This window comes from Leptospira yasudae (genome assembly GCF_003545925.1).
In the GTDB taxonomy this organism is placed as follows: domain Bacteria; phylum Spirochaetota; class Leptospiria; order Leptospirales; family Leptospiraceae; genus Leptospira; species Leptospira yasudae.
The window spans coordinates 231544-253214 of sequence record NZ_QHCU01000005.1; the positions used below are offsets into that span (position 1 = coordinate 231544).

Consider the following 21671-nt stretch of genomic DNA (forward strand, 5'->3'; position numbering starts at 1 on the left):
ATCACTTTTTACGAATCATGAGGATGGTCATGTCGTCCTGAATTCTTCCCCCCGTATGTTTTAGAATTTCGGCGAACAGACTGTCCGCGATTTTACGCAGATCGTTTTTGGGAACATCCTCCAAAAAACGAAACAGACCTTCTCCGAAATAATGGTTCCCGTTATTCTTTTGTTCGTAGAGCCCGTCTGTAAAGCAAAATACGATGTCTCCCGATTCCAATCGAAAACCGCTCGTTTCGGGACCGCTTTTCAAACTTGAGTTCATGGTCGTAGAGATAAACTTTCCGTCCGTTTCCACGATTCGATTGGTTCCGGAGGATTTGCTGTAAACGACAAAGCTCGGATGCAAACCGGAATGTTGTACGTTTCCTTGTTGATCCGCTTTGATGAGAAGAAAGGTCGCGTATAAACTCTGATTGATCGTGGGATTTAACTGGGTTCGTTTGAGAAGGTCTTCGTTGATTCTTTCTATGGTTTCGTACGGAGTCGAATCGCTTCGAACGAACAGGGACATTTTTTGAAAGATCATCATGCTGAAAAGTCCGGCAAGATAACCGTGGCCGACGGAATCGCCGATCCCGATCCAATAATTTCCCTGAGGATCGGTCAAAAAATTATAGAAATCCCCACCGATCGGATTGTAGGTGAGCGTTCGGCCGTAAATCTCGTAGTTTTCGTCCTGGATCGGAAGGGGAAACAGATAACTCTGCATCCGATCGTCGCCTTTGCGGTAACGTTTCATCATTTTTCCGCGGACTTCCTCGCCCGGAAGAATCTTCTTTGTCAGAAAGAATATGAAAGAAACATAATTTACTAAATAGAGAACGCCGATCGTCGCGAAATAGAGCAGGATTTTTTCCTTGGGGGAAAAGGGGGAATTCTGGATCAGAGCGACGGCGATTCCTACGGAAATCAGATTTACGCTCGGGAGAAGCCATCCGACTCTTTGAAAATAGCTTTTGATATATTCGGATAACTTCATGGTTTGTGAAAATACGCGTGAAACTGATATTCTTTTTTCAGGAAATTCCTTCTTGCGATCTGAAAATAACGGTCTTCTAGATACGGTTTGCTGATCCCGTCCAACAGTCCGTATTTCTTTTCCGTATATCCCGATTCATACAATAATGGGACGAGAGTTTTCGTAGAAGAATCATAGTGATACAACAATTTATGGTTAAACGGAAGATATTCGATCTCGAACGCTTCTCCGTTTCCTTGAAAGAAGGTTTCCCCTTTTTCCTTCGTTTCGAATAAAACCCAGTTACCCGAAACGGAATACGTTCCTTTTCCGCTTACGATATACGTCGTGTATTCGTTGACGTCCTTGACTTCGCGGCGCATGGATTTCTCAAAACTGCGGTCTTCCGGATTTAGGAAAATTCTTTCCTGAACCGTATTTTTGTAAAAGAGAGTATTGCGGTGAGACCGTTCCGGCCGGTTGCGAACATACATTCCGCCCGGAATTTTCGCGGAATCGGTAGTGGAAATCGAATCGGATGAATCGGGAGGAAGTTGACGGATCCATTCGGGAGCGCCGCAGGAAAGCGTAAACAGAAAGACAAAAGAAAGGAATCGGAACGCACGCAAGGAGAATCGGAAACGGTTCATGCAAATCCTCCTTTGGCGCGTAACGCTCTCTCTTTCTATCGGAGAGTTCTAAAACTGAAAATAAATAAATTCTCCGCCGCCGTCTCCGAATACTCCCAAAAGCAAGAGCAGAATGACGCTGAGAACCGGAATGAGAACCATCCAACGTTTTTCGACTTTTTCCAAAGCCTGCGGAAAGTATTGAAATACGTTCAAACCCAGGGTCAGGAGAATGAAGAGCAGAAGTTCCTCCCAACGAGGCAGGATTTTTCCGGTAAAGATATTCTTGTAACCGCTCAATAGATCGAGCATAAACGGAACCGCGTTCTTCCCTGCGGAACCTCCGCGGAAGAACAAACCGGAAAACGCGAATAAATTCACGGTGATAAAGGTTCGCACGATTCGAGCCGTTTTCGACGGGGCAACGTTAGCCGCTCCGGGCGCCGGTCTCGGTTCTAAAAAACGTTCCAAGGCGAGAATCAGACCGAGATAGGCTCCCCATAGAACGAAGGCGATGTTCGCTCCGTGCCAGAGACCGCCCAAACACATCGTAAGAAACATGTTCCACTGAGATCTGAATTCTCCCTTTCTGCTCCCTCCAAGCGGGATGTAGATATAATCTCGAAGCCAAGTGGACAACGTTACGTGCCACCGTCCCCAGAATTCTCGGAAAGAAAAGGATAGGAACGGTCCTCGGAAGTTTTCCGGAATATCGTAGCCGAGCAAGAATGCGGAACCGCGGGCGATGTCCGTATAACCGGAAAAGTCGCAATAAACCTGACAAGCGAACCCGAACATCGCGATATAAATCGAAGCGGCGTGGTATTGACCGGGTTCTCCGTATAGAGGAGTGATGATTCCCGCGATCGAATCCGCGAGAACGGATTTTTTAAACAAACCGAAGATCAGCAAAAAGATCCCTTGGATCATTCTGTTTTTATCGATTTCCGGATGATCGAGTTTCGGCAAAAAGTCCGTGGATCTCATGATCGGTCCGGCGATCAATTGAGGGAAAAAGAGAATAAAAAGAAAGTAGTCGTTTCCGGTGATTCTTTGCGGAATCAATCCACGATGGATGTCCACTTGAAGAGCGATCAACTGAAACGTATAAAAACTGATCGCAAGCGGGAGCAGAATCTCGACGGAAGTTCCGAGTTTTTGCCAGAGTTCCATACCCGTGATCGAACTCAAGGAGTCCATTACGAAATAGTAATATTTAAAGAACGCGAGGTTGACGGCGTTCAATATGATCACCCATTTCAGAAGAGAGCTTGTGGATTCTCCCTTTTCCTTTTTTTCCCAGAGTTTGAGGGAGAAGTAGTAGTTGACTCCGATTACGAGAAGAAAGTGAACCAAAAAGGCGATATGAGAATAGCCGTAAAATACGATCGAAGAAACGAGAAGGACCTTCTTTTTAGAAGGTCCGTTTACGTTCCAATAGATCAGATACGTCACTAGAAATAAAAAGAGAAAGGGTAACGAATTGAATAACATCTATATACCGGAAAGTGAATTCTAAATTTCTAATAAACCTTAGTAGGACCAGAGATATAGAAAACGAACCTGTCTTCCCGTTCCTAAAATCTTAGAGATAGGCGAATCCGGTCTTAACTCGGGAGATTGAACCTGATAGAAGTTCGCTCTCTTATCCGTGCTTTGAGAATAATAAATGATTCTCGGATTCGTGTTCCCCGGAGATTTTTTGTAATTCGGAAGCGACATCGTCTCTTGAACCGCGTTGTCGAAATATCCGATCTTGTCGATCAGTCCGTGATGCAACGCCTGGGATGCGGTGAAAATTCTTCCGTCCGCGATCTTACGGAGTTCCGACGCGTTTTTTCCGGGTCTTCCGGTTTTAACGACTTCGAAAAACTTTTCGTACAGATCGTCCACGATCGACTGAAGTAGTTTTCTTTGTTCGGGAGAAAGGTCTTCCAAAGGAGAACCGATCGTTTTGTTTCCGCCGGAACGGATCGATTGATCCTTGATTCCGAGTTTGTCCAAACCTTCTTTTACGTTGATTCCGGAAAGAATGACTCCGATCGAACCGGTTACGGAAGTAGGGTGCGCGATCACGAGATCGGCGGCCATGGAAATATAATACGCTCCGCTTGCGGCCGTATCCATAAAGAGGGCGACTACGGGAATTTTCTTTTTGGTTTTGAACTGAAGAATTTCTCTGTAGAGAATGTCGCTCGCGGTAACGGAGCCTCCGGGAGAATTGATCTTTAAGATGACCGCTTTGATTTCGGGATCGAGTTCCGCGAGTTCGAGTTGTTTTTTGACACCCGCCAAGATCGAATCTTCTTGGCCGCCGAAGAAGGTCTTTTCGCCTTTGTCGCTGATCACGCCGTCGATCGGCACGATCAGAATCTTGTCTTCTTGTCTACCGGAGAGAAGCTTTTCTCTTAATTCCGGAGACTTTGCGGGTCCGCCCAGACTGGTATTGATGGGAATGTAGCAGTTTGTAAGAACCAAACTCAAGAATACGGAAGTTGTCCAAGTTAGAATCGAGTGTTTCAAAGAAATTCTCCTCTGGATTCGTCAGTTTCCTTTAAGAAAGCAGGCTTTCAATTCCTTTCCTAAGACCTTGCCGTTTTAAAAATGGATCTAAATTCGCTGGAAATCTGAATCGTTTTTCGAAAGCTTGCGTGCGTGACGGAAATTTTCAGCGATCGCTCCCGTTTGAAGTTCACCGATTCGGGAAATCAAATTCTTTCCTGGACTTGGAAACACCCGAATCAAGGCAAAGAGTTCGAAATCATTTCGGGTTATGAGGAGAAGGAACATTTCTTTCGTTCCGGTTCCTATCTGATGTTTCCTTGGGTCAATCGTCATACGGGCGATTCGATTCGATTGGGAGAAGATCGGATTTCTCTTTCCGGAATCGGGAGCAAAGACGCAAACGGTTATTCCTCTCACGGACTCGCGTACGCTTGGAAACGAAAGATCGTGGAACGATCCGAACGAAGGATCCGGTTCGAGTTGATTCCGGACGATTCCGTTCGCGATTTCGATTTAGCAAAGATCTTGATACGCGAAGAATATTCTCTCGAATCCATTTTCGGAGAAGAAGTTCTTACGCTTCGAACGAGTTTTAAAAATCAAACCGAGGTTCCGTTTCGATTCTGCTACGGGTATCATCCGTATTTTCGAATGAATTCTTCGCAACGACCTTGTGTTCTTCGGTCTAACCTTGTGAAACAGATTCCTTTACAAGAAGATCTGACTCCGGTTTATCCCATCTACGGTTTTGAAACGGATCGATTCTCATTGGAGAAGGTTCCCGCGTTGGATTCTTTATTTTACGGAGAAGACGCATGGGTCACTCTTCAGGTTCCGGAAGATTCTTACCAAGTATGCGTTCAAGCGAACGCATTTAAGGAAGACGAGATACGGCTTTCGTATTTTCAAATCTACACGAACTTCCCCGGAAATCGAATCGCAATCGAACCGATGAGCGCGCCGGGGAACGCGGTTTTCAACGGATTTTCTTTGACGACAATCCTTCCCGAAGAAGAAAAGAGCGGAAGTTTTCAAATTCTGCTTTCCGGGTTGTGATTCTTTCTTAGAACTTTCGCGAAATCGATCGCTTTCCGCATGCTTTGTTCTTCGGATTTTGTCCCGTTGAACGAAAAGAGCCCATCATTTGCATTCTTCTTGACAGAAAGGGGTCGATTTTCAGTCTAAACAAACAGGAAACCAGACACAAATGAGCAAACCCTTAATCGTTCAGAGTGATAAAACTATGCTTTTGGAGGTCGATAACCCCGAGTTTGAAGCCTGTCAGAGCATCGTTTCCAAATTTGCAGAATTAGAAAAAAGTCCGGAATACCTTCATACGTATAGAATTTCTCCACTTTCCCTTTGGAACGCCGCGTCGATCAAGATGACCGCGGACGAAATCGTAGAATGTCTGGAAAAATTCTCCAGATACTCCGTTCCCAAGAACATCGTAAACGAAATCCGCGAACAGATCAGTCGTTACGGAAAAGTTAAACTCGTTAAGGAAGAATCCGGAGAACTCGCAATCATCTCGAATGAAAAAGGATTTCTCCAAGAAATCGGAAATCACAGGGCCGTTCAACCCTTCATCGAAACGACCTTTCCCGATAAGATTTATATCAAAAAAGAATACCGCGGGCATATCAAACAAGCGTTGATCAAGATCGGTTTCCCCGTGGAAGACCTTGCCGGTTACGACGAGGGAAACAAATACGGTTTTAATCTCAGACCCGAGAGCATCAGCGGTAAGAAGTTCGGAATGCGCGACTACCAAAGGGCTTGTGTGGAAGTATTTCACGCGGGCGGCGGTAACGAAGGCGGTTCCGGCGTGGTCGTTCTTCCTTGCGGCGCGGGGAAAACCATCGTTGGGATCGGTGTGATGCAGATTGTAGGCGCGGAAACGCTGATTCTCGTTACGAACACTCTTTCCATCCGCCAATGGAGAAACGAAATTCTCGATAAAACCGACATTCCGCCCGAGGATATCGGCGAATATTCCGGTGAAGTCAAAGAGATTCGTCCGATCACGATCGCGACCTATAACATTCTTACCCATAGAAAGAAGAAGGGAGGGGATTTTACCCACTTCCATCTTTTCAGCGCGAACAACTGGGGACTGATCGTTTATGACGAGGTTCACTTACTTCCCGCTCCGGTTTTCCGTATGACTTCCGAACTTCAGGCAAAAAGAAGACTCGGTTTAACCGCAACGCTCGTGCGCGAGGACGGTTTGGAAGAGGACGTGTTCTCCCTGATCGGACCGAAAAAATACGACGTTCCTTGGAAGGAACTGGAAAGCAAGTCTTGGATCGCGGAAGCGAAGTGTAAGGAAATCCGAGTCAATATGGAAGACGATCTGCGTCTTAAGTATTCCATTGCGGACGACCGCGAAAAGTTCAGACTCGCCTCCGAAAATCCGGAAAAAATGAAGGCGATCGACCTCATCATGAAAAAACATTCCGAGTCGCATCTGCTCGTGATCGGACAATACATCAATCAGCTGGAAGAAATATCAAAGAAATTTAATATTCCTCTGATTACCGGTAAAACCCCGCTTCCGGAAAGACAGACTCTCTACGATGCGTTCCGTTCCGGAAAGATCAAATCTCTCGTCGTGAGTAAGGTCGCGAACTTTTCGATCGACCTTCCCGACGCGAACATCGCGATCCAGGTTTCGGGAACGTTCGGTTCCAGACAGGAAGAAGCGCAGAGATTGGGCCGAATTCTCAGACCGAAAGGACACGACAACACAGCGGTGTTCTATTCTCTGATTTCAAGAGATACGAACGAGGAGCGTTTCGGTCAAAACCGTCAGCTCTTTCTTACGGAACAGGGATACGAATACGAAATTTATACTTTGGATCAATTCCGCGAAGCGCAGGAAGAATTGGCTCAGCTCCAGCTGAACAACGTCTAACGTTCTCCGGAAAGGTTCGAAAGAGAAAAACGGATTTTAGAAGTTAAAAACATTCAAAGAGGAACAGCATGGATCTCAGCGCAAAAAGGCTGAACGTCATCGAACCTTCTCCCACACTCGTAATCACCGCAAAGGCGAACGAGTTGAAAAAAAAAGGAGAAGACATTGTAAGTTTCGGAGCCGGTGAACCCGATTTCGAAACCCCGTCCCATATCCGAGACGCCGCAAAACAGGCGATCGATAAGGGAATGACGCGTTATACGGCTGTTTCCGGAACGGTGGAACTCAAAGAGGCGATCGTCACGAAATTCAAACGGGACAACGGACTCGATTACGATAAGAATCAGGTGATCATCGGAACCGGCGGAAAGCAGGTCATCTACAACTACTTTCTCGCGACCCTCAACGCGGGAGACGAGGTCATCATTCCCGCTCCGTATTGGGTGAGTTATGCGGACATCGTTCGTCTCGCGGAAGGTGTGCCCGTAATCGTTACGACCACTCCCGAAAGTAATTTTCAAATCACTCCCGAGCAATTGAAGAAGGCGATCACTCCTAAGACGAAATGTCTGATCCTGAATTCTCCGTCCAATCCGACGGGAGCGGGATATTCCAAAAAGGATCTCGAAGCCCTCGCGGATGTCGTTCTTGCGGCCGGAATCCAAGTGATGAGCGACGATATCTACGAGAAGATTGTTTACGACGGATTTTCCTTTTCCAATCTCGCGATGGTTTCTCCCGAACTCAAAAAACTGACCTTCGTCATCAACGGAGTTTCCAAAACCTACGCGATGACTGGATGGAGAATCGGGTACGGAGCGGGCGATATCAGCATCGTTAAAAACATGGAAACGATTCAAAGTCAGTCCACTTCCAATCCGTCTTCGATTTCTCAAGCGGCGGCCCAGGCTGCGATCGGGGGAGATCAGGCTTGTGTGGAAGAAATGAGAAAGGCTTTTGAAACAAGAAGAAATCTCATCGTCGCTCAATTGAACGCGATTCCCGGAGTGAAGTGCAACAATCCGCAAGGAGCGTTCTACGTGTTTCCGTATTTGACCGATGTCTACAAAACGCCGGGTTTTGAAAAACTAAAGAAAGAATCTTCGGAAACTTCCTTGAGTAAAGTCTTCTGCAACGTATTATTAGAAAAGTATAAAGTAGCAGCAGTTCCCGGAATCGCATTTGGTGAAGACCAGGCGCTTAGACTTTCTTATGCGATGGGAGAAGCGGATATAAAACGCGGAGTAGAACGAATCGCACAAATGATCGGGGACTTGAGCAAGTAATCGATGAAACGGATCGTTCTGATCCTATTTGTATTCACTGCGTTTACCCATGTCCAGGGAGGGGATTGGCTGGTTTTAAAACCGAATTCTCCTCTCTATCTCTTTCCCGATAAGAAGTCCGAAATTTTACGCAGATTCGGTTTCGGGGAAATCGTACAAAGTAAAAACGAAAAGGAAAAACAGAACGAGAAACGCGACCGCGGGTTTCGTTTTGTTTCCGATTCCACCGGCCTAAGCGGTTGGGCCGAAACTCAATTCCTCTTCGATATGGAAGAAAGAGGAGCTTACAAAATCATCCTTCGTTCCATCGATCGAATGTTGTATTCGACTCATACGGGACTGACCGAACTCGAGTCGGTTTATCAATATCTAAGTTCCCTGGAAGAAAACGGAATCTATCACGGAGACGAATATCTTTACTTAAAAATCAGAAGAGCGGTCGTCTTGGTACGAATCTTAGAAATTCTGCAAGAAGGCGAAAGTAAACGCAAAGAATCCAAACTCCAGGATTATCTGTCCAAAGTGCCGGGTGAAATCATTCCCGGCGAAAGAGGAAAACCCGCCAAGATCAACCCGGAAGTTTTTTGGAAGATCGGCGAAGAATTCAGGGACAAGGGTCCGGGAGATTTTGCAGCGTTTTTGGGTGTGAAACATACGCCGGAATTAAACTGCAAACGGGATGTTTTCTGTTTTATGAACGACGAAAGAAAACGAAGAATCCGTTATCTGCAACTCAATCCGAACGGAAACTATGCGACCGTGTTTGCGAGTCAGATTTCCAAACGGTTCGAATCCTTAACCAAGGACCCGGAAACGATACAGTGCGGAAATGAAAAGCCGGATTCCCGAAAAGAAATCTACGAATCCTTTCGCAAAGATCTACAATCCCTTCCGTATCGTTACGGTAAAAAGTATCATTCCTTTCTAAAGATCATCCAAAGAGAATGTCTGCAGTAGATCTCAATTCGCGCAAGATCGAATTTCAAAACGAGAGATTTCTTTCTCCCGTTTGCGGACCGATCCTCGTTTTACACGGGCTCTTCGGTTCCTCGAAGAACTGGCTGAGCGTAGGAGATTTTTTGAGTCGGTATGGCGACGTGTATTTGATGGATCTTCGAAATCACGGGGATTCTCCTCATTCTTCCGAACATTCTCTCGCATCGATGGTGGAAGATATGGAAGTCTGGATCGCAAAAAACGGAATCGAAAATCCGGTGATTCTCGGACATTCCATGGGCGGGCTCGTTTCGATGGGATTTGCATTAAAGAATCCGAATATTCCATCCATCTTATTGATCGAGGACATCGCGCCGAAGGATTATCCGTTTCATTACGAAAGCGAAATGGCTTGTTTGCGGACCGACGTTTCCGGCTTCAATTCCAGACAGGAAATCGACGCGGCTTTGACGAAGATTCTCCCCGACGCGTTCGTCCGGAATTTTTTGGAAATGAACCTGGAACGCAGAGAAGAGGGCGGCTATCGTTGGAAACTCAACGTGGAAGGAATCGCCGGGTCGCCTCGTCTTTTACGGGATTTTTTCGGTCGTTATGCGAATCGGCCCTACCAACGGCAAACCTACTTTATCACCGGAGGAATTTCGGAATACTTTCTCAAAGAGGATCGGCCTACGGCGCGTTCTTTCTTTCCGAATTCAAAGTTTTACGAAATTCCGGGAGGCGATCATTATATGCACTTCACCAAAGCGGCCGAGTTCCGCAGAATTGTGGAATCTATCTTAGAGAAGTCCGACGATTCTGAATTTGCAATAGCGTAAGTCCGATCAAAAGACAGGTTCCGATTCCAAAAGGAACCAAAAGAGTGAATCCGGAACCGGTCGATTTCCCGAAGACTAACGTGATCACGGGAGTCAGTCCGATCGCCCAGGACGCGTTGCTATCCTTTAAATTCTGCATATACGAAAACGCTGTTATTCTTCCGCTGAGAAAAACCGCGATGATCGGTCCGACCGTGTAGGATGCGATCGAAAGTCCCAATTCCACAAGTCCCGTTTTGCCGGTCGTCAAAAAGAGAGGAAGCAAAGAACTCAACAAAAGGATCATTCCCCAGAATAGACTGAGCGTGCCCGAACCGAATTTTTCAAATCCGAGATCCACCTTGGTCGTCAGCGAAAGGGAATTGATCGAGCTGGAAAGCGTGGACATTGCGGAAGCCAAGATCGCCGCGAGTAAAAACCCGGTGATCGGGGAAGGCACCTCTTCGAGAATGAACTTGGAAAAGACTTTGTCCTTGGGAAGGCTCGAACCTTCATAATAAAAATATAATAGAATCCCGATGCTCAAAAATAATACGAACTGGAAAAAAACGAAAATCCCGGATGAAATCATCGCTTTCTTTGCATCCGATTCGGAACGGCACGCAAGAACCCTTTGTACGAACATCTGATCGACCCCGTGCGTTCCCAACGTCAAAAGAATTCCGCCCACAATCGCAGTCGGTAAAAAATACGGAGAAGAAAATTCACTCCATTCAAAAATCCGCAACTTGTTCGCGTCGTTCGCCTTGTTTACGAGACTTACGACGTCGAATCCTTTTTCGAATAAAAGGGAACCCAGGTAAAAGAACGCGAAGATTCCGCCGGCAACATAAATCAGAAACTGCAACGAATCCACCCAAACCACGGAACGAAATCCGCCTTGCACCGTATAAAGAATCGTAATCGCCGAAATCAATAGAAGACTTAAAATTTCTACGTGCAGGGTTTCCGCTTCTATCGAGGAGTATTGTTTTAAGAATACTTCCAAAAGAATCGCGACCGGAATCGCGGAAGCGTACATTCTCACTCCGTCTCCTAAGATTCGCGTGAGTTTAAAGAGAAACGTCACCGTCTTCTGGGAAATTTTTCCGTATCTCATTCCCACCCATTCATACACCGAGATAAAGCCGGATTGGTAATACATCGGGATGAACCATTGTGCGACGAGGATTCTCCCCAAAACGAAACCCAATCCGAGTCCGAGAAAGGTGAGGTTGCCCGAGTAACTCAAACCCGGGATATTCAAAAAGGTAAGCGTGGAAGTTTCGGTTGCAACGATCGAAAAACTAAGCGGAATCCAAGACAGTTCTCTTCCGGCAAGAAAGTAAGAAGAAGAATCCTTATCCTTCTTTCTGGATGTAAACCAGCCGGAAAACAGAACCAAAACCACGTAGGATAAAAGAACGATCAGATCTAAAATGGAAAAGTGCATATCCGACAGAATGGGCCGGAACACAAACGAGAAAACTCTTTTTCAAAAGCTGAATTTCGCGACACAAAACAAAGGAAATCGGTGTTCGGATCTCGAATTTTGAAAATCGAATTCCGGAAATCGAAAATCAAATGACGATTTGATTTGGAGAGAAATTCTGGTCGTAATTTTTACGATCGTCTCCGTAAGACGCATCGATCCGCGTTATGACTTCGATTCGACAATATTCCATTCGAGTTCCCGGAACCTCGGCCAATTTGGGTCCGGGTTTTGATCTATTCGGTCTCGCGTTTCGAATCTACAACCGATTTCAGTTTCAATTTCACGCGGGTAAAGAATTCAAAACCTCCGTCAAGGGAATGGATGTTTTACCGTTCGCTCCGGACGAGGACATGGTTCTATCTTCGTATCAATCCTACTTTCGAAAATTTCTTCCGGGACAAGAACCCGTTCCATATTCTTTACACATGGATCTGAATCTTCCGATGAAGGGCGGTTTGGGTTCGAGTGCGAGCGCGGCTGTCGCGGGTGTTTGCGCCGCGAGATTCGCGCACAAACAGTTCTTTCCGAAGATTTCTCTTCCGAAAGAAAACGAATTTCTGTATCATCTCGGGCAAATCGAAGGACATCCGGACAATACGATTCCCGCGTATTTAGGCGGTTTCGTGTTTGCGTATTTCAACGGGGAACGGCTGGAATACGTTAAAAAGAAATTTCCTAAAAGGGTTCGCTGTTTTCTGATCGTTCCCGATCTCGAAACTTCCACGCATCAATCCCGCAAAACTTTGCCGAGTTCGTATTCGACCGAAGACGTGATCTTCAATATGAGCCGGATCGCGACCTGGATGGAGTTTTTGGATTCGGGAAAGGTCGATCTTTTGAAACTTGCGCTGGAGGATCGGGTTCATACTCCGTATCGAATGCATTCCGAATTTGCGCTCAATCCGTTTTTAAAGGAAGTCGAAAAGCATCTCATCGGTTATTCCCTTTCGGGCAGCGGTCCTTCCGTTCTTTTGTTTTCGGAAAGAAGCAAGGCGATGCGCGTCGAAAAGATTCTACGGGAAAAACTGGCGGAGTTTACCGCAAAGACTCACTTCAACTGTCAGATTCTTTCCTTAAAGGTAGAAGAAGACGGAATTTCCGAGTCGGTCAGGGAAATTAAAATTTTCTAATATTCAGATTCGCTTAAAAACCCGCAAGTTTCGCTCGGAGCGCAAAAAAATCGTTTTCTTTAAAAAAAATTTCGGCGCGGTCTCGTTTTATTCTTCCTCGTCTCCGCCGCCGCGTTCTTCTTTTCCGAACCCGTAGAGTCCTTTTTTGATCGGGGTTCTTCGGTTGAGACCGGGATGAATTCTCGTAACCGTAAAGATAAATCGCATTCTTTCCTTGCCGAAGTTGTTGATAAAAAACTCGGAGGAAAGGCGAATCTCGAAATACTGAGTCATCCTTTCTTTCGTTACCTTATCCGAAATTCGAAAGTCGGCGCTTTTACCGATGATTTCGTAACTATCCAGTTTTTCGGTGGATTCCATTTTGGAAAAGGTCGGCATTGCGGGAGGTTTGAAGAGTACGGGAGCATTTTTCAGGATCTGGATTTCGTAGTCTTCCGAATCCTTCGCTTTTTTGATGTTGAATACGAGATGATTGTCGGAGATCGCGTTGCAATAGGTGCGGATTTCTCCCGAGGTTTGTCCCACGCTGAAGCGGACGTTTCTCTGACTTTCGGAAACGACTAAAACGAAACGATCTCCCTCTTCGGGAGGAGTTCCCGCACCGGCGCTTCCTTTTTTTATGGCGGGATAAATCACTTCCTGAAAAAATAGGAAGGCCAGTCCGGCAAAGGCGCCCAAACCGGCGAAGATCAGGATAATATCTAAACCGACCGTATAGATGAGTGCGAGAGTCAAAAACAAATTGCTTCTTCTCTATCGTCTTACATCGATTTTGTGGTCGGCCGCAGTTTCACTCATTCTGGAGCGCACCATCATGGAAAGAAGGTTCTTCATCTGTTCAGGACTGATGACTTGATTCATTCTTTCTTCAAAGGAAACCGGAGAAGGTTTCATGACAAGCTCTTCCGGCTGGACTTCGTTCTTTTCGGCTCCGAATCTTTTTTGTCGGATCGACTCCGAAGCTCCGACAGCTTTTTCCTGAATTCTTTTTTCGATCGCTGCTACCGGCTCTGATTGCAGCGCCTCGCTCTCTATGGAACGTTTGTCTGCCTGGGGCCAGGAAAACGAAAAGGGTTGGATCGTTAATCCGGTCACATTCATAAACCCGAACCTCCTTGTGTCTTGCTCGGACCCGTGTCGGAAATCCGAAGCTTCTCTATTAAAACTATCGGTAATAGAGGATTCACTTTAGTTTTTTTTCGGATTTTTTTCCAAAAGGGCCTCGGTTTTCGATCGAATTCTCCCGGATTGCTCCAATCCCATTTCGGGAAAGAATGCCAAGCAAAGGCCCGAATTTATCGTTTGCCAGCCCGCCCGAGGTTTCTAAGCTGGCAAGTAGGGAAACCGCATCGCCGTTTTTTTGAACCACTGGGAGAATCTTTTCCATGCAAGACATAATCGATAAGCTCAAAGCGAAGGAATCCAGACCTTTGCTCATCCTTTCCGCCGCATTTTTAATCTATATCGCGTTCACAATTCTCCCCTTGATTTCCTATTTTTCTCCGGACGGCGTCGCCGAAATCAAAGGTAAGAATTATACGATCAAGGATGTTGAAAAAGAGAATCCGAGAATCGCCCGTAAATTCTACACAGAGACCAACGACCGTTTGTATCGCGTTCTTTCCGAGTTTGCGAGTAAGAAGGTGGTTTCTCTGGCCGCAAAGGAGCGTAACGTTTCCGAAAAAGAATTGCTCGAACCGTCCGTTCCTGCTCCGAGCCTCGCGGAAATGCGCGCGATCTACGATCAGTATAAGAATTCTCCCGCTCTGAAGGGAAAGTCCTTCGATCAAGTAAAGACCGAAATCGAAAATCATCTTATCTCTCAAAAGAAAGAAGAACTGAGAAATTCTCTCTTCGGACAACTCCGCAATGAATACAATATTTCCGTAAAGGTGAAGGAACTTCCTCCTCTCCGGGACGAGATTCTTACCGGAAACAATCCGTCCATCGGTCCGGAAAATGCGAAGGTTACGATCGTAGAGTTTTCGGATTTCGAATGTCCTTTCTGCAAAAGAAGTCAGGACGTAAACGTTCAGCTGAGAGCGAAGTATAAGGATCAGATTCGTTGGGTGTTCCGCGATTATCCTCTTTCCTTTCACCCGAACGCTATGTTCGCCCATATCGCCGCAAACTGCGCGAGTCCTCAAGGAAAGTATTGGGAATTCTTCAACGTTCTTTTTAACAACTCCGGCAACCTTCCGAAGGAACGCGTTCTGGATCTTGCCAGAGGAACGGGTTTGGATATGAAAGCGTTCAGCCAGTGCGTGAACGACGCGAAGATCCGCAAAGAAGTGGAAGAAGATATGGCGGAAGGGGAAAAATACGGAGTCAGCGGAACCCCGGCTTTCTTTATCAACGGTATTATGGTGGAAGGCGCTCAACCTATAGAAGCGTTTACCAAAGTGATCGATCAGGAACTTAAAAATTAAAATCAGAAATTAGGAGTCAGCCAAATATGAGTAAGACAGTGAAGGTCGCTGTTACAGGCGCTGCGGGACAAATCGGATATTCCCTTCTTTTTAGAATCGCTTCCGGACAAATGTTCGGCGCGGACACGGCAGTGGAAATCCAGATGCTTGAATTGGAAGCTGCGCTTCCTGCGGCAAAGGGTGTAATTATGGAATTAGAGGACTGTGCGTTTCCTCTTCTTCAAAAAGTGACCGTCTCTTCCGATTTGGACACAGCATTCAAGGACATCAACTGGGCGTTGTTAGTCGGCTCGGTTCCTAGAAAAGCGGGAATGGAAAGAGGAGATCTTCTCAAAATCAACGGAGGAATCTTCGTCAACCAAGGAAAGGCGATCGAAAAGAACGCCGCTTCCGACGTAAGAGTTCTTGTTGTGGGAAACCCTTGCAACACCAACTGCTTGATCGCGATGAACAACGCAAAAGGCGTTCCGCAAGATCGCTGGTTCGCGATGACTAAACTGGATGAGAACCGAGCAAAGTCTCAGCTCGCTTCCAAGGCGGGAGTTCCCGTAAAAGAAGTGACTCATCTCGGAATTTGGGGAAACCATTCTTCCACTCAGTATCCTGATTTTTACAATGCAAAGATTTCCGGGAAACCGGCGACCGATGTGATCTCCGATCACGAATGGCTCAAGGGAGATTTTATCAAGAATGTTCAGCAAAGAGGAGCGGAGATCATCAAAGCAAGAGGAGCATCCTCTGCGGCGAGCGCTGCGAATGGAGTCGTAGACACGGTTCGCGGAATCATCACTCCAACTGCGGCAGGAGACGCTTTCTCTGCAGCGATCGTTTCCGACGGTTCTTACGGCGCTGAAAAAGGACTGATCTTCGGATTTCCTTTGAAGTCCGACGGAAAGAAAGTGGAGATCATCCAAGGTCTTCCTTTGAACGACTTTGCAAAAGAGAAGTTCAAAATCACTCACGACGAGTTGATTTCCGAAAGAAACGAAGTGAAGGAAATGCTCTAAACTTCTTCGAGAGGCTTTTTGATTCTGAACCTGTCCACGTTCCTTCGAAAAGTCTCTCCGGTTTTGGAATCCCTGAAAAGGGATTTCCTCTTTCGAACCCTGGAAGTTCCTTCCGGGGTCGATTTATCTTCCAACGATTACCTTGCACTTAGCAAACATCCGAAACTGATTCAAAGCATCAAAGAAGGTTTGGACTTATACGGAGCCGGATCGGGGGCTTCCCGTTTGGTCAGCGGACATAGGGATTCGTTCGAATTGGCAGAACGGGCTTGTTCGGATTGGATCGGAACCGAAACCTCTCTTTGGGTCGCCAATGGATACGCGGCCAATCTGGGACTTCTTTCCTGTATCGCAAACGCAAAGGCGGAGATTTTTACGGACCGTCTCAATCACGCTTCGATCTTGGACGGAGTCCGTTTGTCCGGTGCGGAAAAAACGTATTATAAACATCTAAATCTCAATCATCTCGAAGAACTTCTCCGGAAATCCAAACGAAAAGAGAAGATCATCGTAAGCGAAACCGTTTTCAGTATGGACGGAGATCTGGCTCCGATCGAAGATCTCGTATATTTAAAGAATCGATACGAAGCCACCTTGGTTTTGGACGACGCACACGGAATCGGCGTGTTCGGACAAAAAGGAGAAGGGCGGGCCGCTCAAATATTAGGAAAAGATAAAATTCGAGAAGTCGATTTTATCACGTATACGGCCGGAAAATCCTTAGGACTCGAAGGCGCCTGGATCGGAACCTCCCAAATCGGAAAAGATTTCCTGATCAACAAGATGCGCACGTTCATCTATTCTACGGCGCCTATGCCCGCGATCGCGCACGCGGTTCCCACTTCCGTTGCTCTCGTACAATCGATGGAAACGGAACGAAAGAACCTTTTGGAAAAGGCCGCACGATTGAGAGAACTTCTGAATGGGAAACAGTATCCGAAGACTTCTTCCCAATCGCAGATCGTTCCGGTTCTTTTTCCTTCGGAAGAATCCGTTTTGAATGCGGCGGAAGGTTGTAGAAAGAACGGGCTTCACGTAAAAGCGATTCGACCGCCTACGGTGGATGTGCCTCGTCTTCGAATCAGCATTCATTCGGATACGACCGATGCTGCATTAGAGAAATTGATTTCTCTTTTGCCGGAGTTTTGATGGCGATTTTTATCGGAGCAACGGGAACCGATGTGGGGAAAACCTTGCTCAGTTCCCTCATTCTCGGGAAATACGGTAAGTCCTTGGGACTCAAGTATTTAAAACCCGTTCAAACCGGAGACGACAGCGACCGTGTCACCGTAATGAATCTGAGCGGGCTTCATGAAAGTTTCTTTTTAAAGAATTATTATTCCTTTGCGTTTGCGGGCTCGCCTCATTACGCATCCGAATTGGAAGGAATCGAAATCGATACGGACGAACTTTCCAGACATCTCTACAGCGTTCGGGACCAAAGAATCGTGGTCGAGGCCGCGGGCGGTCTGTTAGTTCCCCTGACTCGGAAAATTCTTACCATAGAACTCATCCGGCAATCCGAAATCCCGTTGATCTTGGCGGCGCCCGTTTCTTTGGGAACGATCAATCATACGCTTCTTAGCGTGGAAGCGATTCAGAGTCGAAAGATCGATTTGAAGGGAATTTACTTTCTCGGAGTTCCGGACAAAACCACCGAAGACAATATCCGAACGATTACGGAATGGAGCGGCGTTCCGTCCCTCGGAACCTTCTTTTTGAAATCGAAAGAACGCATCAGCAGAGAACGGTTTCAAAAGGAATGTTTGACCGCGTTCGATCCCGATGAACTGATTAAAAAAGTAATCGTATGATCTGGTATCCTTTTACGCTTCAGTTCGAACCCGATTCTCCCGTAAAGATCGTAAGGGCGAAGGAAGAATTTCTGTATGACGAGAAGGGGAATTCTTACATTGACGCGATCTCTTCTTGGTGGGTGAGCATCCACGGACACAATCATCCGAAGATTCTGCAGGCGCTCAAAGATCAGATGGATCAACTCGATCACGTCCTGCTTGCCGGTTTTACGCACGATCCGGCGGAGAATCTCGCGGCCGAACTTTTACGAATTACGGAAGGGCTTTTTCAACGAGTGTTGTATTCGGACAACGGTTCGACCGCGGTGGAGATCATGATCAAACTCGCGTATCAGTATTTTCAGAACATTGGAGAAACGCAGAGAAAGACATTCATAAAGTTTGATACTTCATATCACGGAGATACGATCGGAACGATGAGCGTGGGCGGTGATTCCGTATTCAATCGGGTCTTTGCCGGACTTTTGTTTCCCACAAAAGAGTTTCCGACTCCGAATTGTAGCTTTTGTCCGGTCGGTAAAAAACCCGATTCCTGCGCGGCGGAATGCGTGAACGCGGTCGAATCGTATTTGGAAGAAAACCCGAATTCGATCGCAGGAATCGTACTCGAACCATTGATCTTCGGTTCCGGCGGAATGATCTTTTACAAGGAAGAAGTTCTCCAAAAACTCGAACGCGTCGCGAAACGATTCGGAGCCTTGATGTTGGTCGACGAAGTATTTACCGGTTTTGGAAGAACCGGTGCGCTTTTCGCATACCAAAAAGCGAAGATCCAACCCGATTTGGTGGCGATCGCAAAGGGTCTCAGCGCGGGAACGGCCGCAGTCGCCGTCACGCTGACGACCGAAAAAATTCATTCCGCATTCGTGACTCCCGATCCTGCAAAGGGATTTTATCACGGACATACGATGACCGGAAATCCGATCGCTTGCGCTGCGGCCCTGGCCTCGGTAACACTCTTTCAAGAGGAGAATCGACTCGATCAGGTTCGAAATCTCGAAGCCAAAATGAAGAAGGGACTGAAAAAAATCGCGGAGGAATTTCCGAACGCGATTCGGGATTGTCGCGTGTTGGGTGCGGTCGGAGTTCTGGAACTCGAGGTCGGAAACGAGAGCGGTTATACGTATTCGGGAAACAAAATTCTCAAGAAAAAGTTTTTGGAGAAGGGCGTCGTGCTTCGCCCCTTAGGGAACGTGATCTATCTTACGCCTCCGTATATCATTTCGGATTCTTCCCTGGAAAAAGTATTTGCGGCGATTCGGGAAACACTCTCCGAAATTTCTCTCGGGAAATAGACTTTTCAAGAAAGCTCCTTCCCTCGAACCTGTCTGAAGAATGTCCGCAACACTCAAAACAGCAGAAAAAATATTCTCCGAAGTTCCGAGCGTCATTACAAAGGAAGAAGGTTTCGAAATTCTAAACGGTTCCGTTCCCTTGACGTCCGTTTTAGACAGAGCGTTTCAGGAAAGAAACCGCTATTTCGGAAACAAAGTTAGAATTCATATCTTAGATAATATTAAAAACGGTTATTGCCCCGAAGACTGCGGCTACTGCGCGCAAAGAAAGAATGCAAACTCAGGAGTTCAGGAATATCCGATGAAGTCCGAGGAAGAAATCTACGAGGACGCGGTCAAAGCCAAAGAAAACGGAGCGTATCGTTTCTGTATGGTGACTTCCGGAACCGGACCGAATCGCCCGACCACCGAAAGACTTGCGAATACGATCCGCAAAATCACCGACGAACTCGGGATGAAGGTTTGCCTTTCCGCGGGACTTCTGGACGAGGACAAAGCCCAGCTTCTGAAAGCGGCGGGACTCGATCGCTACAATCACAATCTGAACACTTCCGAAAATCATTATCCCGAAATTTGCGATACGCATACATACGCGCAGAGAGCGGAAACCTTAGGTTCCGTTTCCAAAGCCGGAATCGGAATGTGCAGCGGGGTCATCGTAGGAATGGGAGAAACTCTCCGTGACATCGTGGACGTTGCGTTTGAACTCAAGTCCTTCCGAGTGATTTCGATTCCCGTGAATTTCTTCATTCCCGTCAAAGGACACGCGATCAAAAATCCGAGCGTTTTGACTCCGGAACTCTGCGTGAGAATTCTTTCGGTATTCCGATTGGTGAATCCGGACTCCGAGATCCGAATCGCTGCGGGGAGAGAAGGCCACTTGAGAAGTCTTTCTGCGACCGCTCTTTTTGCCGCAAACTCTTTGTTCTCCGCGGGTTATCTGAACGTGAAGGGCTCCGAAATGACGGAAACGATCTCCATGATTCGAGACGCGGGTTTTGTACCGGAACTTGCAGACGGAGGAATTTTGCCGGAGGACTCGGAAACCGAATCTCTCTATGCTGAGAAAAATTTCCCGGATCTGTACAAATTCAAAAAAGATTGAGGGTTTTTAACCGTCAAAAAAACGGGATTTTGGTATTTTTTAAGCTTTCCCAGCAACTTTTTTTCAGTAAATTGAGTCTGAAGACAATGTAGATTGTTACACGGCGTTTCCCGATTCACTCGGTTTTTCGAGGAATTTTAAAGAGGCAAACGGCGTTTAGAACACTGCTTAGGCGAAAAAGGAAAATTCGGTTTTGAAAACAAGACACACGTTATGTGCATCGAAGTTGAAAGCTCCGAAGAAAAAATTTGAAAAATTATATGGAAATGTCGGAGCTAAGAAGTATTCTTTTTTAAAGTGAAAAAGAGTAGTTCGTTTTTTTTAGAATCGGTTGAAAGCCTGGGTTAATCTAAAAATCTGACATTACTGGAGTTTAATGGATGAAATATAAAATAGAAATCAATAAGCTGAAGAACGGTTATATCGAAGCGAAGCTCATTGATACCGCCTCCAACAACCCGATCGAGTTCCGGATCTGCGATTCGGAGGATTATCTGCAAGCGCAGATCGCCGATTGGCACAAACGTTTTCACATGAAAGAACCGCAGGAGCAGTAATAGATCCTTGGTAAGGTACTTCTCCGCTCTTTCCTTGCTTCTTTTCTTTTCTTCCTGTTCCATTCTGATCAAAAAATCATACACAGATTATTCCAGCTCTAACTTTGAATGTTGGGCTGGAGTCGGTTATCGATCCTCCGAAAAATTCGCTCAATACAGATCTCTTTGGTCCACGATGCGGAACATTTACCGCGAGGATAACCAAAGAATCAAAACCGCAAACGTAGTCTTTGTGGGCAACTCTCTGATTCAACTTTTTCCCAATGAAATTTTAACCCGAGAATTTCCAGGCGCAGTCAACCGCGGAATCGGCGGAGACATGACCGAACTTCTTCTGGAAAGATTGGATGAAGACGTGATCGTTTTAAATCCGAAGGCGATCGTACTCGAGATCGGAGGAAACGATCTCATTCAGGGAAAATGTTTGGATGGGATCGAATCCAATTTGGTAAGAATTCTAGATCATCTTACAAAGGCTCTTCCGAATACGAAAATCGTCGTTTTGGGAATTCCACCCGTTCGCACACAAAGTTTAAATAGCGTTTCTCCCGTAATCAATTTGTCCTGGGTGTCCATCATTCAGTCTTATAAAAACGTAGTTTTTTTGGACACTTGGCAATGGCTTCGGGAAAAGGACCGACCGGCGCTGCGTCAGGAATTTTGGCTGGAACAAGACAAGATTCATTTGAACGAAAACGCGTATAAAATCTGGGTTCAAAAATTAAAGCCGATCCTTCAGCCGTATCTTTAATCGTTTCTAAAATCACTCAAAAACAGGTTCTCC

The 21671-nt window shown here is 46.3% G+C and carries 21 protein-coding genes; 14 read left to right on the plus strand and 7 right to left on the minus strand.

Annotated elements, in window-relative coordinates; translation table 11 throughout:
• Position 1: 1 nt before the first annotated feature.
• The 4 genes from DLM76_RS15350 to sppA are packed head-to-tail and all read right to left on the minus strand — an operon-like array spanning position 2 to position 4113.
• Entirely contained in the window at positions 2–982 is a 981-nt protein-coding gene (locus tag DLM76_RS15350; RefSeq protein WP_118965735.1) for a PP2C family protein-serine/threonine phosphatase, read from the minus strand.
• Positions 979–1611, minus strand: coding sequence for a hypothetical protein (locus tag DLM76_RS15355; RefSeq protein ID WP_118956666.1), 633 nt, complete (start codon positions 1609–1611; stop codon positions 979–981). Before DLM76_RS15355 ends, DLM76_RS15350 begins: the two co-directional genes overlap by 4 nt.
• A gap of 48 nt (positions 1612–1659) precedes the next feature.
• The gene (locus DLM76_RS15360) at positions 1660–3084 is read right to left on the minus strand and encodes an MBOAT family O-acyltransferase (RefSeq protein ID WP_118965736.1); all 1425 of its coding nucleotides are present in this window, start codon (positions 3082–3084) and stop codon (positions 1660–1662) included.
• Between the two features lie 39 nt (positions 3085–3123).
• A complete protein-coding gene (gene sppA / locus DLM76_RS15365; RefSeq protein WP_118965737.1) occupies positions 3124–4113 on the minus strand; it encodes a signal peptide peptidase SppA in 990 nt (329 codons plus the stop codon).
• A 132-nt stretch (positions 4114–4245) separates the two neighbouring features.
• On the opposite strand from sppA, the gene DLM76_RS15370 reads away from it, so the two are divergent.
• From DLM76_RS15370 to DLM76_RS15390, 5 genes are all read left to right on the plus strand, one after another.
• Positions 4246–5151, plus strand: coding sequence for an aldose 1-epimerase (locus DLM76_RS15370; protein ID WP_118965738.1), 906 nt, complete (start codon positions 4246–4248; stop codon positions 5149–5151).
• A 151-nt stretch (positions 5152–5302) separates the two neighbouring features.
• A complete protein-coding gene (locus DLM76_RS15375; protein WP_118956662.1) occupies positions 5303–7012 on the plus strand; it encodes a DNA repair helicase XPB in 1710 nt (569 codons plus the stop codon).
• A gap of 68 nt (positions 7013–7080) precedes the next feature.
• Positions 7081–8298: a pyridoxal phosphate-dependent aminotransferase gene (locus tag DLM76_RS15380; RefSeq protein ID WP_118965739.1), complete on the plus strand. Its 1218-nt coding sequence runs from the start codon at positions 7081–7083 to the stop codon at positions 8296–8298.
• Positions 8299–8301: 3 nt separating this feature from the next.
• Positions 8302–9255: a hypothetical protein gene (locus DLM76_RS15385; RefSeq protein WP_118965740.1), complete on the plus strand. Its 954-nt coding sequence runs from the start codon at positions 8302–8304 to the stop codon at positions 9253–9255.
• Positions 9243–10073: an alpha/beta fold hydrolase gene (locus tag DLM76_RS15390; RefSeq protein ID WP_118965741.1), complete on the plus strand. Its 831-nt coding sequence runs from the start codon at positions 9243–9245 to the stop codon at positions 10071–10073. The genes DLM76_RS15385 and DLM76_RS15390 overlap by 13 nt, the downstream gene beginning before the upstream one ends.
• On the opposite strand, the gene DLM76_RS15395 is transcribed toward DLM76_RS15390, so the two are convergent.
• Positions 10030–11505: a sodium:solute symporter family transporter gene (locus DLM76_RS15395; protein ID WP_118965742.1), complete on the minus strand. Its 1476-nt coding sequence runs from the start codon at positions 11503–11505 to the stop codon at positions 10030–10032. The genes DLM76_RS15390 and DLM76_RS15395 overlap by 44 nt on opposite strands.
• A 206-nt stretch (positions 11506–11711) precedes the next feature.
• Between DLM76_RS15395 and thrB the strand changes: the two genes are divergently transcribed.
• Positions 11712–12677, plus strand: coding sequence for a homoserine kinase (gene thrB / locus DLM76_RS15400; protein WP_118965743.1), 966 nt, complete (start codon positions 11712–11714; stop codon positions 12675–12677).
• An 87-nt stretch (positions 12678–12764) separates the two neighbouring features.
• Here thrB and DLM76_RS15405 read toward each other — a convergent pair whose 3' ends face one another.
• Complete coding sequence (locus DLM76_RS15405; protein WP_118956876.1) at positions 12765–13412, minus strand: hypothetical protein; 648 nt, start codon at positions 13410–13412, stop codon at positions 12765–12767.
• Positions 13413–13430: 18 nt separating this feature from the next.
• Complete coding sequence (locus DLM76_RS15410) at positions 13431–13778, minus strand: hypothetical protein (RefSeq protein WP_118956656.1); 348 nt, start codon at positions 13776–13778, stop codon at positions 13431–13433.
• A gap of 284 nt (positions 13779–14062) precedes the next feature.
• Between DLM76_RS15410 and DLM76_RS15420 the strand changes: the two genes are divergently transcribed.
• The 8 genes from DLM76_RS15420 to DLM76_RS15450 all read left to right on the plus strand — a co-directional run bounded on the left by DLM76_RS15420 (position 14063) and on the right by DLM76_RS15450 (position 21638).
• A complete protein-coding gene (locus DLM76_RS15420; protein WP_118956655.1) occupies positions 14063–15106 on the plus strand; it encodes a DsbA family protein in 1044 nt (347 codons plus the stop codon).
• Between the two features lie 26 nt (positions 15107–15132).
• Positions 15133–16113 (plus strand): malate dehydrogenase, encoded by a 981-nt coding sequence (locus DLM76_RS15425; protein WP_118956654.1) that lies wholly within the window; start codon positions 15133–15135, stop codon positions 16111–16113.
• Between the two features lie 18 nt (positions 16114–16131).
• Positions 16132–17262 carry an aminotransferase class I/II-fold pyridoxal phosphate-dependent enzyme gene (locus tag DLM76_RS15430; protein ID WP_118965744.1) on the plus strand — a complete coding sequence of 377 codons (1131 nt, stop codon included), beginning with the start codon at positions 16132–16134 and terminating at the stop codon, positions 17260–17262.
• Positions 17262–17927, plus strand: coding sequence for a dethiobiotin synthase (gene bioD, locus DLM76_RS15435; protein ID WP_118956652.1), 666 nt, complete (start codon positions 17262–17264; stop codon positions 17925–17927). Before DLM76_RS15430 ends, bioD begins: the two co-directional genes overlap by 1 nt.
• Positions 17924–19225 carry an adenosylmethionine--8-amino-7-oxononanoate transaminase gene (gene bioA, locus DLM76_RS15440; protein ID WP_118965745.1) on the plus strand — a complete coding sequence of 434 codons (1302 nt, stop codon included), beginning with the start codon at positions 17924–17926 and terminating at the stop codon, positions 19223–19225. Before bioD ends, bioA begins: the two co-directional genes overlap by 4 nt.
• A 40-nt stretch (positions 19226–19265) precedes the next feature.
• Complete coding sequence (gene bioB / locus DLM76_RS15445; RefSeq protein WP_118956650.1) at positions 19266–20330, plus strand: biotin synthase BioB; 1065 nt, start codon at positions 19266–19268, stop codon at positions 20328–20330.
• A 380-nt stretch (positions 20331–20710) separates the two neighbouring features.
• Positions 20711–20887: a hypothetical protein gene (locus DLM76_RS21735; RefSeq protein WP_000875511.1), complete on the plus strand. Its 177-nt coding sequence runs from the start codon at positions 20711–20713 to the stop codon at positions 20885–20887.
• Positions 20888–20894: 7 nt separating this feature from the next.
• Positions 20895–21638, plus strand: a complete 744-nt coding sequence (locus DLM76_RS15450; RefSeq protein WP_118956649.1) for a GDSL-type esterase/lipase family protein — start codon at positions 20895–20897, stop codon at positions 21636–21638.
• Positions 21639–21671 lie beyond the last annotated feature (33 nt).

Bases quoted from the DNA above. Each gene is read 5' to 3' on its own strand.
- DLM76_RS15410 (WP_118956656.1), bottom strand. From the start codon at position 13,778: ATGAATGTGACCGGATTAACGATCCAACCCTTTTCGTTTTCCTGGCCC.
- DLM76_RS15380 (WP_118965739.1), top strand. From the start codon at position 7,081: ATGGATCTCAGCGCAAAAAGGCTGAACGTCATCGAACCTTCTCCCACA.
- DLM76_RS15425 (WP_118956654.1), top strand. From the start codon at position 15,133: ATGAGTAAGACAGTGAAGGTCGCTGTTACAGGCGCTGCGGGACAAATC.
- DLM76_RS15355 (WP_118956666.1), bottom strand. From the start codon at position 1,611: ATGAACCGTTTCCGATTCTCCTTGCGTGCGTTCCGATTCCTTTCTTTT.
- DLM76_RS15420 (WP_118956655.1), top strand. From the start codon at position 14,063: ATGCAAGACATAATCGATAAGCTCAAAGCGAAGGAATCCAGACCTTTG.
- DLM76_RS15350 (WP_118965735.1), bottom strand. From the start codon at position 982: ATGAAGTTATCCGAATATATCAAAAGCTATTTTCAAAGAGTCGGATGG.
- bioA (WP_118965745.1), top strand. From the start codon at position 17,924: ATGATCTGGTATCCTTTTACGCTTCAGTTCGAACCCGATTCTCCCGTA.
- DLM76_RS15390 (WP_118965741.1), top strand. From the start codon at position 9,243: ATGTCTGCAGTAGATCTCAATTCGCGCAAGATCGAATTTCAAAACGAG.
- bioB (WP_118956650.1), top strand. From the start codon at position 19,266: ATGTCCGCAACACTCAAAACAGCAGAAAAAATATTCTCCGAAGTTCCG.
- DLM76_RS15385 (WP_118965740.1), top strand. From the start codon at position 8,302: ATGAAACGGATCGTTCTGATCCTATTTGTATTCACTGCGTTTACCCAT.
- DLM76_RS15375 (WP_118956662.1), top strand. From the start codon at position 5,303: ATGAGCAAACCCTTAATCGTTCAGAGTGATAAAACTATGCTTTTGGAG.
- DLM76_RS15360 (WP_118965736.1), bottom strand. From the start codon at position 3,084: ATGTTATTCAATTCGTTACCCTTTCTCTTTTTATTTCTAGTGACGTAT.
- DLM76_RS15395 (WP_118965742.1), bottom strand. From the start codon at position 11,505: ATGCACTTTTCCATTTTAGATCTGATCGTTCTTTTATCCTACGTGGTT.
- DLM76_RS21735 (WP_000875511.1), top strand. From the start codon at position 20,711: ATGAAATATAAAATAGAAATCAATAAGCTGAAGAACGGTTATATCGAA.
- bioD (WP_118956652.1), top strand. From the start codon at position 17,262: ATGGCGATTTTTATCGGAGCAACGGGAACCGATGTGGGGAAAACCTTG.
- thrB (WP_118965743.1), top strand. From the start codon at position 11,712: ATGACTTCGATTCGACAATATTCCATTCGAGTTCCCGGAACCTCGGCC.